The sequence below is a fragment of the Oceanobacillus sp. NCCP-135 genome (assembly GCF_059698015.1).
On record NZ_BAAKSZ010000016.1, the window covers coordinates 44147 to 59609 of the forward strand.

Below are 15463 nucleotides of genomic sequence, written 5' to 3' on the forward strand. Positions count from 1 at the left end.
CTTTAATTAAATTATTTTTCAAGCGGTCCAATTTTAAACAACATTTCATCTTCGTGTCCAGTTCCAGGGAAATCATCAGTTGAAAAATAGTCACTGATTTTCCAGTTTGTATTAAACTTCCTAGCAAGCCCTAAAAACAGACGTTTGGACGGTGAATTTGACGGTGAAACAGTTGCTTCTATATAGTGAACAGCTTCACATGCATCACGATCCAATAGTTGAAGCAACATTTTAGTTGCCAGTCCATTTCCTCTTTCAGACGAATGAACAGCTACTTGCCAAATAAACAAAGTATCAGGTTGATCTGGATGAATAAATCCAGAAATAAAACCAATTATTTTTTGTGTTTCCTTCCTTACAACTATAATCGATGTATCTGAAAATATTTCACACCACATGATATAGCTGTACGAAGAATTCAGGTCAAGATTTCCCGTATGTTTAACAAGCTCCCAAGCAGAAGCTCCATCTTCTTTATTAGGCTTACGGAAATGATAATTTGTTGTTGTTATGTTTAACTTATCAGCTACTTCTGAAATATTAATGCTTTCACCTCCTGAGCGCTTTCGCATTATTAATTACGCTAATTAGCTTATATCCAATATTTGGTTTCGTCAAAGTGGATTAACCATGATTTAACTTGTTTAACCATGATTAAATACGATTGAATATAAATATGTGCCTTAGCCTATAAAATATTAGCAAATGGTATCGTATAGTATGATTTCCAAAGGATTCAATAAAATGAAAACTTAAAAACCCTTCTCTATCAAGGGATACAAGTTTTTTATAAAAAGGAATACTGTGAGGGAATTTTGTACATTTCCATCTATTCATGGAAATCTGTTTGGTTTCGTTAAACGCATAGAATTACACCATCTCATAATAGAATGAACAAAATGCTAGTCGGTAAAAGAAAGTTTTCATTAAGAATAAACGTTGACAGGGTGAAACTAAAATGCAATGATATATTTAATTAAATATATATTAATTAAATATATTTGAATTTTAGATTTAAACATAAATGGATTTGAAGGAGAGATATCAAATGAAGAAAACAGAAGGTATTCACCATATTACTGCAATTGTAGGTCATCCACAGGAAAATGTAGATTTCTACGGGAGTGTCTTAGGATTAAGACTAGTAAAAAAAACAGTTAACTTCGATGATCCTGGTACGTATCATCTTTACTTTGGTAATGATGGGGGAAAACCTGGTACAATTATTACCTTTTTTCCATGGGCTAATGCGTATCAAGGAAAGATTGGCGGTGGCCAGGTAGGTGTGACCACTTATGTTATTCCAATGGGTTCCATGATATTCTGGGAAAACAGGTTATCTAAATTTAAGATTGAGTTTAATAAAACAAAACGATTTGGAGAAACCTATTTGGAATTTGCTGATGTCCATGGTTTGCAACTGGAACTTGTGGAACGGGAAGAAGGGGAACAAAATAATTGGACACATGGTGATGTAACTCCGGAAGTAGCGATTAAAGGTTTTGGCGGAGCTATTTTACTATCAACGAATCCAGAGAAAACGAAAGAAACACTTCAAGACGTGATGGGTCTGGAAAAAGTCGGAGAAGAAGATGATTTGATCCGTTTTAAATCCTATGGTGACATCGGGAATATCATTGATGTAAAACGAACATCGATTGGAGGGGGACAAATGGGGGTAGGAACCGTTCATCATATCGCATGGCGTGCAAAAGACGAAGAGGACCAATTAGATTGGCAAAAAAGGGTTAGTGAGCATGGCTATGGCGTAACACCAGTTCAAGATAGAAATTATTTTAATGCTATTTATTTTAGAGAACATGGCGAAATCCTCTTTGAAATTGCAACAGATCCACCAGGATTTACGCATGATGAGTCCTGTGAAACAATGGGGCAAGGTTTAAAGCTGCCAATCCAATATGAACAGTATCGGGAACAACTGAACAAATCTTTGATTCCAATTAAATTAAAAAATCTGGATAAATAAGGAGGAATTTCGTTGCTTTCATTTAGCCCAAGTGAAAATACAGAACGAGAGAATTATAAACTGCTGATTGGCAGTATTGTACCAAGACCAATCGCATTTGTAACAAGTGTTTCCGTGGATGGAACAATAAATGGTGCACCATTTAGTTACTTTAATGTTGTTTCATCTAATCCACCTATGATTTCCATTTCAATTCAACGAAAAAATGGCATTCAAAAGGATACGGCACGAAACATTATGGAGAAGAAGGAATTCGTTGTACACATCGTTGACAAGCTAAATGTGGAAAAGATAAACAGTACAGCTGCATCTTTACCACCTCAGATAAGTGAAATTGAAAGGGCTGGCTTAACACTTGTAGAAAGTGAAAAAGTTACTGTTCCTGGAATAACAGAATCCAAGGTTCGATTCGAATGCACATTGGAGCATTCCATACAATTAGGTGAAAGTAATTTGATTGGTACCGACCATTTAATTGGAAAGGTAGTTAGATTTCATATGGATGAGGCAATCTATAAAGAAGGCAGAATAAATCATGAGAAACTTGGTGCCATGAGCCGATTAGCCGGTTCAAACTACGCTGGCATCGGAGAAGTAGTTTCCTTAGAGAGACCGAAATAGACTGGAGGGGAATGTATGCTTAGAACATCCGGAATTCATCATATAACAGCAATCGTAAATGATCTGGAATTAAATTATGACTTTTATATTTTGCAGATTTGTTTTTTTGCTGGCTCATTGTGGGATGATCACTAGTTATCTTGTTGGTTACACATGTATTGTTGCAGACTCCTTATCCTGCTATCTATGAATTAATTAATGAAAGGAATATTTGTTTTGCGTTTTTGCTAACTGATATAATGATACTAGCTATGCGAGTTATCAATAGCAAAAATAGTCCTATTCCCTTGATGAAAGTTTTCTTTTATGAATAGAAAAACAATGGATGGAAATCCTCATAGTTTGACAGTGAAAAGTGGTGATTTGTTTGAAGTTGATTTTGGATATATTATTTTTAATCATTATTGGTTATTTAGGCTATACGTTTATTCAGGTTTTAATGAAAATGAAACAAAAAATAATCTTGCCGAAAACAAATGAAGACGTTGCAGTCATTAGAAAAAATCCTGAAAAAACAGTGGATTTCCCGACATATACAAAGCAAAGGACTGGTATCATTATTTATTCGCTAATGCTTCTATTTGTTATTGTTATCTTGTTTTTGGGAATGTTTACACAACTAGCTTAGATATGATGTAGAGCATAGAATGACATAGCAATGAAAGCCGGAAAGCCCAAACCATATAATGGTTTGGGCTTTCATTTTAATAAGAATGTCTTGATTATTAGATAGCTGTAGTGGCGACGAGTTAAATTCTCAAGGTCACACTCTAGCCCAAGTGGAAAGAAAACCATTTTTAAAGCCGAAATGTAGAACTATAGTACCTCCTGGTCTGAGGGAAATTATAGTTTAACTAAAATGAGCTCTCCCGAATCCGAGTCCTGCAAGAACGGGCTTATTTCCAAAATGAAACTAACTGTGATAACTATTTTTTTCCTTTTTGATTTGTTTTAATTGCTCCATCACTAGTTCCGTTAACGGGTTATCTGCTGAAAGATCAGAGACAATCTGCAATGTTTTCTGATGTCCATTTTCAGCAATAATCTGTTGTAAGGAGACAGCTTCCTCGTCTTGATCATACGTATAATTTAGTGCAGCAGCTATTGTTTTTGCCAAATAAACAGGCGGCTTGTCAAACAGTTCTAAATATAATACAGCCGGTTTGATCAGGCGATCATTCTTACCTAATTTACGAATTGGTCCACGTCCTACTCTCAATAGCTCATCAGATATATATGGATTTAAGAAACGTTTTAAAATTACGTTTATATAGTTTTGATGTGCTTCTTTTTCAAAATGATATTTTTCTATTAATACGCTGCCTGATTCATGTAAAACATGCTGAACAATTTGATTTACTTGTTCTGTTTCCATCGCCTGTTTAACAGTATCTAAACCCAGATAATGGCCCATATATGCACATGCAGCATGGCCGGTATTTACTGTGAACAGCTTTCTTTCAATATATGGTGCTAAATCTTCCACATACGTTATGCCTTCTACAGGAGGATTGCCTCCCATTATATCTTTTGTTTCCACCACCCATTCATAATAGGGTTCAACAGAAATTGTTAGCATATCTTCATTTGACTGATTAGGTACAATCCGGTCAACAGCTGCATTAGGAAAGGCATAACGTTTAGCAAATGCTGTTTGTTCTTCCTCAGTAAGCTGTTCAAACACTTTTTCTTTTAATAAAGTGCCTGCACCAATCATATTTTCACAGGCAATAAAGTTTAATGGCGCATCGGTCACTTTCATTCTTTGTTTTAAGCCTTTGGCAATTATTTCTGCCAGTGCAGGTAAAATGCTCGGGCCAACTGCTATCGTTACCACGTCAGCCTTTGCTATAGTTTCTGTAACCTGTTCAGGATTAGTTATACTATTGATCCCTGATATGTTCTCAACTCGTAATGTTTCTTTATTTTCATCTGCTAGAACGACTTGATATGCCTTTTTCTGATTGATTTCGTCGATTAAATTTTTATTTACGTCTACAAAAACTGTATGGTAGCCAGATTTATATAATAAAGCACCCATAAATCCCCGACCAATATTTCCTGCTCCAAAATGAACAGCCAGCATATTAGTTCACCTCATTAAATAGATTTAAAATTTCATCTGTAGAATTTGCTTCTACAAGCTTCTTCACATTTGCTTCTTCTGAACAAACAATTGCAATTTTGGATAAAATGTCCAAATGCTCATTTCCTTTGCCTGCAATCCCGATAATAACTTTGGCGATATTGCCATTGCCGAAATCTACGCCATCTGGTGCGATTACTATAGATAGACCCGTTTCTTTAACTGCATTTTTTGCATCTTCTGTTCCATGCGGGATAGCAACATTGTTGCCAATATACGTCGAAGTAACCTGTTCACGCTCTAACATCTTATCAATATATGCTTCTTCCACATAGCCATTTTTCACAAGAATACCACCAGTATATCGAATTGCTTCTTCTTTATCTGATAAAGCAGTATTTAACAAAATATTATCTGCTGTTAAAATTTCCTTTTGCACAGTTGATCACTCCTCTATGATAACTTTTCATCGATAAATTTATTAAAATGTATGGATAAAAAACGGCTGATTTCATTTTCATTCTTGGAACTGAAAATTTTTATACTTTCATCATCCCGGATAATTAAACCGCTTATAAAACTCAATACTTCCAAATCATACTGATTATAATTAACCGGGGACAGCATCAACAGAATAATATCAATTATTTGCTTATCTCCATTCATCCCGGTTACTTCAATTGGATGATCTAGAGTAAAAATGGTAAAAGTCGATTTGATGACCCCGTCACTTCGCGCATGAAATAGTGCCATAGAAGTATTAGGGATTCCAAGCCCCCCTAATTTCTCCCGGTGCATCAAATCGTCAACTACGAGATCTTGATTTACTATTCCCTTTTTTTGCTTCAATTGTTCACATGCAAGATAAATTATTTCTTCCATTTTGTGCTGACCTTTAATGTTTGTGACGTGGAATTCGTCCAATAAACTTGCCACAACGGATGAATAGGTTTGCATGGCATTCAGTCGCAAGATTAATTCTGTTCTATTTCCCTGCTTCGTATTCTTTTCCTCTTTATTGCTTGATTGCTGTGCTTTATGATTAATTTTAAGACTTCTGATGCAGCGCTTTATTTTAGTTATTTCCGAATTTGATAAAATGGGTGTAACTAATATATAGTCATCAGTTAGATTGGTTAATGGAATAGTGGATATAACCAAATCATAATTCGCTAAATCAATGCTTTCAAGGTCAAATAGCGATTTATTATCCACTTCTTTAATTTCCTCCACTTGTTGAAGTAGTCTCGAAGCAAGCATTTTAGAAGTGCCAATTCCGCTTGAACATACAACTAATACGTTCACATTTAATTTTTCTTCTACATTTATTGCAGCTGCTGCAAAGTGCATCACAAGATAGGCAATTTCCTCATCAGGGAAAGTAATATCATTAAAAACCTGATGTAGTCCTTCTTCAATTACCGTAAATAAATAATAATAATCTTCTCTAATTTCCTTTAGCAGCGGATTTCTAATATTCATTCCCTGTTTGATTCGGTAAATTGTTGGATTTAGATGCGCAACTAGATCATTTAATAATTGTTTATTTTCATTTAAATTTTTGGTTAGTTGATTACTGACAAATCGTATTAATGCTGCTACTTTATAGGCGATGTCTATAGACGATTCCTCAATTAAATAATCATGATCATAACGCAGCTTTGCTCCTATTAAATGCATGGTAATATAACCGATCTCATCTTTAGGTATATCGATTTGAAAAGTTCTTTGAAGAACTTCTATGATATTGTTTGCTATTTCAAATTCCTTCGTATCATTTAAATCACGTAAATAATCGGGATCGAATTCAATTCTTTCCCCTCGTTGAAGTCTTTCAATTGCAAGAGCCAGATGAACAACCAGTCCTATATACGCACTGTCCGCTAAACCATAAGGGAGCTCTTTTCGAAATTGTTCAACCGATTTTTCTATGATTTTCAGTTTCCCGTGATCAACCAGATCTAATAACCGACTGGAAATTGTATCAAACTGCTGTCTTGATTTCTTCTCAATGGTTTCCCGTAGAATGGTAATAAAATCATATTCATCTATATGTTTAGAAATTAAATAGCTTAATATAGCACGCTTATTAGCTTCCTCTCCGACGATTTTAATACCATAGCCCCGCTTGCGAATGATCTCTAAATGATATGCCGCTAATTGTTCCTTTATCCTGTCCAAATCATTACTTACTGTAGCTATTGTCACACGCAATTCATTTGCTAATGTGAATAATTTAATTGGCTCTTCTGCTTCTACTAAGGTGGAAATAATAATGGCATGTCGTTCTTCAGGCGTGAAATCTATATGTTTCATACTGTTTAATGAATACTTCAACTTCCTTTTATTATTAGCATCCCCTACAATATAAATTCCTGACCCAGCCTTTTTACTTAAATGTAGCGCATTTTTATCTAAAATATCCTCAATACTTTTCAAATCACGATGAATGGTGCGTGCACTCACATTCAAGCTGTCAGCTAGAAACTGAATAGTAACATCCTCGTTCTGTATCAATAATAACTCTATTATACTTCTTTCCCTACCAGTAATATACAAACGGGATCACCCCCCAGAATATTTTACACATCATGGCTGACAATCATTAAATACTACTTAGTTATTATAATAAACCCCTAACAGAACACGATTCAATAAATAATTATCACCATTTCGTCAGAGAAGCTGTTGACATTATTTAATAAGCTCCCAAATGGTCAACCGTCCAATTGGGAGCATATCTTATACGTATTTATTTTTTTAATTGATTCATCAGCTCTTCGTATTTAGGACTGTTCAAAAAGTTTTCAACAGATATATGCTCAGCTGATGGAAGCTTATCCTTAGCCCTATTTGTCAAATCTTTATGCGTGATCACAATATCAGCATCATCTGGAAGCTGATTAATAGATGTATTTGTAACTTCAATATTAATACCGGATTTCTTGAATTTATCTCTTAATAAGCTTGCCCCCATTGCGCTTGATCCCATTCCAGCATCACAGGCAAACACCACTTTATTTACGTTATCTGCTGTTAAACCTAATTTGGTTTGATTTTTATTAAGTGCATCTGACACAGAACTTTTCTTTCCTTTTAAATCTTCCATTTTTTCGGTTGCTGCTGTTAGATTTTCATCTGCTTTCTGATTGCTAGTTTTTAAAATGAATGCTGCAATCAAAAATGAAACAGCTGTAGAAATTAATATTCCTAACAGAACACCTGTATAGTTTCCTTTTGGTGTCATAGCAAGATATGCAAAGATACTTCCGGGTGATGGCGTGGCAACTAATCCAGCATCAAAAATTCCAAAAGTGAATACACCTGCAATGCCCCCACCAATAGCCGCCAAAATTAAAACAGGCTTCATTAAAATATATGGGAAGTAGATTTCATGAATTCCGCCTAAAAAATGAATGATCGATGCACCATAAGCTGAACTTTTAGACATTCCTTTACCAAATATCATAAATGCTAAAAGAATTCCAAAACCAGGTCCAGGGTTGGTCTCCAGCATAAATAAAATGGACTTTCCGGTTTCTGCTGCCTGCTCGACCCCCAATGGACTTAAAATACCATGATTAATTACATTATTTAAGAATAGTACTTTTGCCGGCTCAATAATAATGTTAGCTAGTGGTAATAAACCAGCGTTGATTATTACTTCAACCCCATTAGCCAATGCATTATTAAGTCCGCCAACAATTGGACCAATTATTTTGTATGCCACACTGGCTAAAATCGCAGCCAATATACCAGCTGAGAAGTTATTGTAGAGCATTTCAAATCCAGACCGTATTTTTGATTGGAATACATTATCAACTTTCTTAATAAGATAACCACCGAGAGGCCCCATCAGCATTGCTCCCAGGAACATTGGGATATCAGTTCCAACGATAACCCCCATCGTAACAGTCGCACCTACAACACCACCACGTAAATCATATACAATTCGTCCACCAGTAAACCCAATAAGTAGAGGCAATAAATACGTGATCATTGGACCTACCAATGATGCTAAATCCTCATTTGGTATCCAGCCTGTAGGAATAAATAATGCCGTGATAAGACCCCAAGCTATAAATGCTGCAATATTTGGCATAATCATACCACTTAAATAACTGCCGAATTTTTGTACTTTTTTTCGAAAATCCCTTTCTGCCATGTTAATTCCCCTTTCCATTTAATAAAATTTCTTATTATTATAATAAAGCGTTTTCAGTACATGTTACAATCTAATCTTAATCCCCTTTTGTCAAATACATTGCTGACAAAATTTTCTTTCATAGTAAGAATTATAGTATCACAGGGAAATATCAGCCTTACGAATGGGGTTATTCCTATAGTAGTCAGTTTTAGTGAACACATTTGGATGGAGGGTCAGCGTCTGTTTTTTAGGTTTTTTGCTTATCTGTTGTAATGGATGCCTTGTCACCACAAGTGGCTGTTTTATTGGATTGATTAAATAAATTTTCTGAAAAAAGGTCCACCAAACACATGCGCACATAAACTGCGAACAGGCTAGATCCCATCCGCAGTTCTTCATACAGCAAAACCAGTTATTCCTTTTTATTTTTCCCATTGCCGCCATCCAATTCTTCACTATGCTCGGTTTGGTAACGCCGGGTGAGTGCTTTTCTTTCAGGTGATTGGATTACTTCTTCTCCACTTAATACTTCGTCTGCCATATATTTGTGAAAAAGAAATTCTCCTAGGGCGATGATCAGTGCTGATATGATAGCTGCATTTCCAAGTACAATATTTCCCTCGATCAGAAAGGAACCAAGGAACCAGATTCCGATATATGCCAAACCAAGATCTGCCAGTGTAGCACCCCAATTTTCAAAACGTGGTAGGAGGAATAGATCTCCAACTACATAGGAAATACCAGTGAGTAGAACACTAATCATAAGGATATTTGCAAATGATACATTATAGAAGACCCCTAAAACAACCCATAATATAGCAGTAAACATAATAAATTTGATGATTAATGCTTTTACATGCTCCATTAATTTCCACCTCCTTTTCTTTCATTAGATTGTCCAGTTATTATGTTTTTATTTAATGGGCAGATCCTTGTTCTTGTTTGCTGCTTAAACAGAGTGCTCCAAAAATAAATAAGCGATAATCTCCCAATCAAGAGATTATCGCTTGTTATTTATTCTTCCAGTTCCAATATTTCATCAAATGCCTCAGATACATGATTAAATTCTTCATCTGTTTCAATTACTGAGAAGTCCCCATCATCATCGATTTTGAGGAAATAGAGATCGATGTCATCTTCCCCTTCATCCTGCACATCCTCCACGAAGCTAACAGCTACATAATCAGTATCTTCTAATGTAACCTTTGCTAGCACTTCGACTTCCTGATCTTCTCCTGTTTCATCACTAATTGTAAAAACTTCGCCAACTTCAATTTTGTCCATAAACATGACCCTCCGCTTCCTCTTTATAATGTATTGGTAATTACCATCATTAGTATTACTTGAAGTAGGATAATAATGCAAGATTTTTGGAATATCACAAAACGAAAAACAGGGGACATATAGAATAAATGCTACTCAAAGAATAATGTACAGCATGCACATAGAATGCTTCTCTATGCCCGAAACGTCGTCTTATATTGACAACGGGGATTTTATAACAACAAGTCTTTTTGGTGGGACGAGTAATCGCAGTCCCAAGTCTTTTTGGTGGGACGAGTAATCGCAGTCCCAAGTCTTTTTGGTGGGACGAGTAATCGCAGTCCCAAGTCTTTTTGGTGGGACGAGTAATCGCAGTCCCAAGTCTTTTTGGTGGGATGAGTAATCGCAGTCCCAAGTCTTTTTGGTGGGACGAGTAATCGCAGTCCCAAGTCTTTTTGGTGGGACGAGTAATCGCAGTCCCAAGTCTTTTTGGTGGGACGAGTAATCGCAGTCCCAAGTCTTTTTGGTGGGATGAGTAATCGCAGTCCCAGCACCGCCACCGGAATCAGCTCATCCTTACAGAACTTTTTGCGGAACGTGACCTCTGAGGAACCAGAGGGAGAGGTTGAAGCAGCTGATAAAAGCTGCCATATTTTAAGGGAATGGAAATTTAGAGAAAGTCGGTAAAAGTTGAGAGATAATAAGCAAAACTTGAGAGAAGTATCTGGTAAGTTGAGAGAAAGAGTTTGAAATTTGAGAGAAGCAGCGGGTAAGTTAAGAGATAATTGGTAATCCACATCTTATCTTTCAACTACTTACCATTATCTCTCAACTTTAAGAAAAAAGCTGATTCTTTAAGAAAAAACAAGGCATTTTTAATATTTAAAATGAACAAACAAAACAGGCGAAAACCAACTTCACCTGTTTGTTAGTATGGTCATATTAGTTTCACTTTTAATGGATTAGCTGCAGCAGAATTACCCTCATGATTCCAGCTCAAAGGAATCCATAGATTTTTGGGTACAGAATCAGGAGAAGGAAAAACTGCACAACTAGTTGTTGGCGGGTTTTCAGTCGTTGATTTTTTTAAAAGATATAGAAGGGGTATGAAGACATGAACTATATTAAGGAATTAAATGCATTTAGGGAATATTTACTTGTAAATAAACTATCCGCAGGTGCAGTCGCATTATGGTACACATTGATGAGCATTAATAATGCTGCAAAGTGGAAGCGTAGATTTAATGCACCAAATCTCGTTGTTGGGCAATTATCCGGTGACCATAGCTTGAACATACATAAACTAAAGAAAGAAGAAGAGATGAAGGAAGAAGCTGAGCCCATCACAATCTATGAAAAAAATTTTAAACGAATGGGAAGCTGTACATATTACAACAAAAGTAGCTTGTCTCGCCTATCAAGAACGAAAGAACAATACCATCCCATTTAAGAAAAAGCCAGGTAATCATAGCTAAATAGATTGGATTGTATACAGCGTTTTCGCTTTTTCCATACAGCTTTTTGATAACCATATGCTGCTTTACCCATTTGAAAAATAATTCAATTTGCCAACGGTTCCGGTAAAGATCACTAATTTCCTGTGCACTAACGTTTGCGTCATTACACACGATTCGAATCTTGTTTCCTTCGCTGTCCAGTGTTTCCACTAATTGCAACGGATTCTTCATGTTTCCAATCTTCACAACCGCATGCCGCGTGATGGGAGAAGAGTCGTCGACGGCTAATTCCTCGATGACATGTACAACTGTATTGGTTTTAATTCGTGTAACAAACCGAATACCATCTGCACAGTAGGCATCAAACTTTTCAAAGTTGAAATAGCCTCGGTCAAATACATGAAGAACGTCTTTATCCGGTACGATTAATGCATCCAACTGCGTTTTGTCTGCCGGTCTAGCAGGCGTAAGAATCACTTCATTTGGGTAAGAAATGCCATCGCAAAAGGCAATGGAGGTATGCATCTTTACTCCCGATTTTGTATCCCGAAAATCTGCCCACTCATATTGGCTAAGACACATCGAAATCGTTGATGAATCAATCAAATGAAGCTTTCCAAGTGCTTTGTCTGCCATTGTCGGTCCAAGTATATGGTGTAGTTTTTGAATTAAATGATGCAGGATAACTTGGAAAATCTCGGAAGGTATATCCCCATTTTTTCGGGAAAGCTGTGATTTACTAATGCTTTCTATGCCGACCAGTCGTTGGACCGTTTTCTTGCGTTTGATCGTATCACTTATCCGCTGAAGGTTATCCAGTTGCTTCAGCTGTGCATAAATAAACGTGTTCATAAACGTAAGTACATCAAACTTTTTGACATATTTATCAAGTTGAGCGTGATCAATCATTTTTTGTATTACTTTTGAATCTAATGGATGGATGTATTCCTTGAATACAGTTTTTATGGTATTATTGTCCATGTTTACTCCTTATAGTTAGGGATTTGGACAGGACTACCATACCCTAATTATAAGGCTTTTTTATACATTTTTGTAGTGAACATTACGATTGTTCATAATCTTGGCATAAATATATTTGCTTGACTTTTTCTAGGAAATTTAATGCAACGCTAGTGAAAGCAAGCCAAGACGTAATAGGATTATTATTTAATCGACTGAATATTAGTCCGGCCGAGTCAAACGATATGTTACAGGAATCTGCAATTAGAAAAGAATTATCCATAATATATCAAAAAATTACGGTTGAAAGGAATAAAGAATTTGCAGCAAAGAAACTAGTAGAACTAGAAAGTAAAAATATCGCTGAAGCTTCAACAGTATTTTTTGATCACCATTTGATTATTCTACGGCTATATATTTCTACTGGAAATAAAAAGGTTTGTAATTTCTATATTGATTTTTTAGCCAGTGAATATCATTGCATGACTGATTCTCAAAAATATTTATTTAAGAAGCTTCAACGAATTTATTACTATCAACTCCACATGCTTGAACTGTCACTCTTTGCATTTATTGACGCTTTACATATTAGTTATGATATCCATATGGAGGATTGGGAAAAGGCAGATTTTAACTATATGTTAAGTATTTCCTATTCTGCGAATGGCAATATACTGGAATCCGTTGAATATGCTAAGAAGGCTCTGCATTTCTTCAAAGATTCTTTTCAATTTCAACGTATGATAGACACCTACATCTTATTAGGCGTTGCTTATAAAAGAGGAAACCAATTAGAACAAGCACACCAGACCTAACAGCTTGCTTTAGAAAGTATTGAAAAATTAAACATCGATTACAGCAAAGGAATTATTTACCATAATATTGGAACACTTTACTCCCTCGATAATTCTGAAAAGGCTATTTTGTTTTATGAAAAAAGTTTAAATTATAAGACCGAACCAAATGATAAACTCATTACTATCTTTAGCTTAGTTAAAGAATACTCAAAGATAGATAACAAAGAATCTATGAAAGAATGGGTTGACAAAGGAATTAAAATTATTAATGAAAGCGGTAAGATGTTTAGCAATTATCGTTATCATTTTTTTATCTATGATGAAATCTACATACATGGATTACTATCCGAAGAGACAGCTATACTCGCTATAAATTTTTTCGAGGACCAAAAAAGTTATCGTTATTGCTATAAATACTCTACCTTGCTGGGAGAGTCATTTTTCCAAAAAGGTCGCTATAAACAAGCTGTCTTGTATTATCAGAAAGCCCAATCTTATCTGTTTAGAACAATGAAAATTAATAAACTGGAGGATTTTTAAATGAAAAAGAAACTTTCAATTTTAATAGGAACTGTCGTTTTTTCTCTATTCATAGGTACTGGCGATATCACTATTAATGCTGATGAAATACCAGATGAGGATCAGCTACCTGAAATAGTCAGCATTGAGGACAAAGGATCATTCTAAATAGAGAAAGGATAGGCAACTTTCAAGGCTATCAAAGTTTTACCAAAAAGATATGATTTCCATATAACTAAGGAGAATCATATCTTTTTTAGTTACCCTCACCTTGACCATCTATAAATTGTAAATATACTACTTTATTAAAATTGGGAAACTATTAAAAAAGAATTGGTTTATAACGTATTTTTGAATTTAATTTCCCAACTAAAATTTCTGAAAATTCAATTGAAAATAATAGATAATGTGGTAAATTTAAAATGTAGTAAAAAATATACTATACGAGGGAGGAATTTAAATGAAAAAGTTTAGAAAAGGAATAGCCGTCTGTCTACTTGGAGCAGTAGTAATAGGTGGTGGGATGACGACTTCTTTTGCGGAAGAAGACCCAACTGCAGGTGGCGATTCTGATTTTGAGATTATGTATGTACCTACGGAGGCTTCAATAACACCTCGAACAAAAACATATAGGGGGGTAAGCCAACAAAAGCATTCTGTTAAACTGTCCTGGTGGGCTGGAGCGGGAAATAAATATAATGTTGTATACTATAATGGAGAAGCCACCGCAATTAACAGAACAACAAATGATACTTCATTGAATTATACTCGTGCCTATAAAAAAACAAATACAACCAAGAAAACCTGGAATACACAATTATCTGTCTCAAATGGTAATACAGCGAGAGTTTCTGGATCTGTTACTTTACAAAACAATTAAGAAAAGTGTCTGCCCTAGCTTTATAAAGCTAGGGCAGACATAGATAGAAGGAGTTGATCCTCTGTGATAAAATTGGAAAATGTACGTAAAACATTTAATGATAGAACTTCAACTACGGTAATTTTGAATAATGTCGATTTGTCAGTCCCAAACGGTTCCTGGATATCAATTGTCGGCCCTTCAGGATCCGGAAAAACAACTCTATTACATATCATTTCTGGCTTAATGAAACCGGATTCCGGTAAAGTCTCTTTAAAAGACAGGAATGTTTATGAACTTAAAGAAAATGAAAAAAGTAATTTAAGAAAAGAACATATTGGTTTCGTATTTCAAGACTTTAAGCTATTGCCATATTATTCTGTGCTGGACAATGTAACCTTGCCTTTATTCGATAAAAAGAAGAAGAATGTTCTATACGTTAGAGCAAAAGAGTTACTTTCCTCGGTAGGGATTGATAAATCATTATACAATCGTCTCCCAGCAGATCTTTCTGGCGGGGAGAAACAGCGGGTGGCCATCGCAAGAGCATTAATTGCTGACCCAGACGTTTTGATATGTGATGAGCCAACAGGTAATCTTGATCAAAAAAGTCGAAACCAAATCATTGAATTACTGACAGACTTAAAGAAACAGGGGAAAACCCTTGTCCTCGTTACACATGATATCGCTGCCGCTGAATGTGGTGATCAAATATATCATCTTTTGAATGGAACTCTCGTTTCAAATGTGGTGGTAGTATGATCCGT

17 protein-coding genes are annotated in these 15463 nt (G+C 35.5%); 9 read left to right on the plus strand and 8 right to left on the minus strand.

Annotation, left to right across the window (positions count from 1 at the left end; translation table 11 throughout):
• Window positions 1–11 precede the first annotated feature (11 nt).
• Window positions 12–572 carry a diaminobutyrate acetyltransferase gene (ectA, locus tag AC6HVZ_RS12270; protein WP_497558456.1) on the minus strand — a complete coding sequence of 187 codons (561 nt, stop codon included), beginning with the start codon at window positions 570–572 and terminating at the stop codon, window positions 12–14.
• 476 nt (window positions 573–1048) lie between these two features.
• Here ectA and AC6HVZ_RS12275 point away from each other — a divergent pair, with 476 nt between their 5' ends.
• From AC6HVZ_RS12275 to AC6HVZ_RS12285, 3 genes are all read left to right on the plus strand, one after another.
• Complete coding sequence (locus tag AC6HVZ_RS12275) at window positions 1049–1987, plus strand: ring-cleaving dioxygenase (protein ID WP_497558457.1); 939 nt, start codon at window positions 1049–1051, stop codon at window positions 1985–1987.
• A 12-nt stretch (window positions 1988–1999) separates the two neighbouring features.
• Window positions 2000–2608 (plus strand): flavin reductase family protein, encoded by a 609-nt coding sequence (locus AC6HVZ_RS12280; protein ID WP_497558458.1) that lies wholly within the window; start codon window positions 2000–2002, stop codon window positions 2606–2608.
• Between the two features lie 367 nt (window positions 2609–2975).
• Complete coding sequence (locus tag AC6HVZ_RS12285; protein WP_497558459.1) at window positions 2976–3236, plus strand: hypothetical protein; 261 nt, start codon at window positions 2976–2978, stop codon at window positions 3234–3236.
• A 285-nt stretch (window positions 3237–3521) separates the two neighbouring features.
• Here AC6HVZ_RS12285 and AC6HVZ_RS12290 read toward each other — a convergent pair whose 3' ends face one another.
• The 6 genes from AC6HVZ_RS12290 to AC6HVZ_RS12315 form a co-directional block, all read right to left on the minus strand.
• Complete coding sequence (locus AC6HVZ_RS12290) at window positions 3522–4694, minus strand: mannitol-1-phosphate 5-dehydrogenase (protein WP_497558460.1); 1173 nt, start codon at window positions 4692–4694, stop codon at window positions 3522–3524.
• A gap of 1 nt (window position 4695) precedes the next feature.
• Window positions 4696–5133, minus strand: a complete 438-nt coding sequence (locus AC6HVZ_RS12295; RefSeq protein WP_497558461.1) for a PTS mannitol transporter subunit IIA — start codon at window positions 5131–5133, stop codon at window positions 4696–4698.
• A gap of 14 nt (window positions 5134–5147) precedes the next feature.
• Entirely contained in the window at window positions 5148–7253 is a 2106-nt protein-coding gene (locus AC6HVZ_RS12300) for a BglG family transcription antiterminator (protein WP_497558462.1), read from the minus strand.
• Window positions 7254–7446: 193 nt separating this feature from the next.
• Complete coding sequence (locus AC6HVZ_RS12305) at window positions 7447–8859, minus strand: PTS mannitol transporter subunit IIBC (protein WP_497558463.1); 1413 nt, start codon at window positions 8857–8859, stop codon at window positions 7447–7449.
• A 394-nt stretch (window positions 8860–9253) separates the two neighbouring features.
• Window positions 9254–9706 carry a YndM family protein gene (locus AC6HVZ_RS12310; protein ID WP_497558464.1) on the minus strand — a complete coding sequence of 151 codons (453 nt, stop codon included), beginning with the start codon at window positions 9704–9706 and terminating at the stop codon, window positions 9254–9256.
• A gap of 149 nt (window positions 9707–9855) precedes the next feature.
• A complete protein-coding gene (locus AC6HVZ_RS12315; protein WP_497558465.1) occupies window positions 9856–10125 on the minus strand; it encodes a DUF1292 domain-containing protein in 270 nt (89 codons plus the stop codon).
• 1093 nt (window positions 10126–11218) lie between these two features.
• Between AC6HVZ_RS12315 and AC6HVZ_RS12320 the strand changes: the two genes are divergently transcribed.
• The gene (locus AC6HVZ_RS12320; protein ID WP_497558466.1) at window positions 11219–11554 is read left to right on the plus strand and encodes a hypothetical protein; all 336 of its coding nucleotides are present in this window, start codon (window positions 11219–11221) and stop codon (window positions 11552–11554) included.
• Here AC6HVZ_RS12320 and AC6HVZ_RS12325 read toward each other — a convergent pair.
• Entirely contained in the window at window positions 11469–12542 is a 1074-nt protein-coding gene (locus tag AC6HVZ_RS12325; protein ID WP_497558467.1) for an IS4 family transposase, read from the minus strand. The genes AC6HVZ_RS12320 and AC6HVZ_RS12325 overlap by 86 nt on opposite strands.
• A 152-nt stretch (window positions 12543–12694) precedes the next feature.
• On the opposite strand from AC6HVZ_RS12325, the gene AC6HVZ_RS12330 reads away from it, so the two are divergent.
• The 5 genes from AC6HVZ_RS12330 (at window position 12695) to AC6HVZ_RS12350 (ending at window position 15458) form a co-directional block, all read left to right on the plus strand.
• A complete protein-coding gene (locus AC6HVZ_RS12330; RefSeq protein ID WP_497558468.1) occupies window positions 12695–13336 on the plus strand; it encodes a hypothetical protein in 642 nt (213 codons plus the stop codon).
• A gap of 108 nt (window positions 13337–13444) precedes the next feature.
• A complete protein-coding gene (locus AC6HVZ_RS12335; RefSeq protein ID WP_497558469.1) occupies window positions 13445–13858 on the plus strand; it encodes a hypothetical protein in 414 nt (137 codons plus the stop codon).
• Window positions 13859–14005 carry a hypothetical protein gene (locus tag AC6HVZ_RS12340; RefSeq protein ID WP_497558470.1) on the plus strand — a complete coding sequence of 49 codons (147 nt, stop codon included), beginning with the start codon at window positions 13859–13861 and terminating at the stop codon, window positions 14003–14005.
• A 292-nt stretch (window positions 14006–14297) separates the two neighbouring features.
• Entirely contained in the window at window positions 14298–14717 is a 420-nt protein-coding gene (locus AC6HVZ_RS12345) for a hypothetical protein (protein ID WP_497558471.1), read from the plus strand.
• A 63-nt stretch (window positions 14718–14780) separates the two neighbouring features.
• Entirely contained in the window at window positions 14781–15458 is a 678-nt protein-coding gene (locus AC6HVZ_RS12350; RefSeq protein WP_497558472.1) for an ABC transporter ATP-binding protein, read from the plus strand.
• The last annotated feature ends 5 nt before the right edge of the window (window positions 15459–15463 follow it).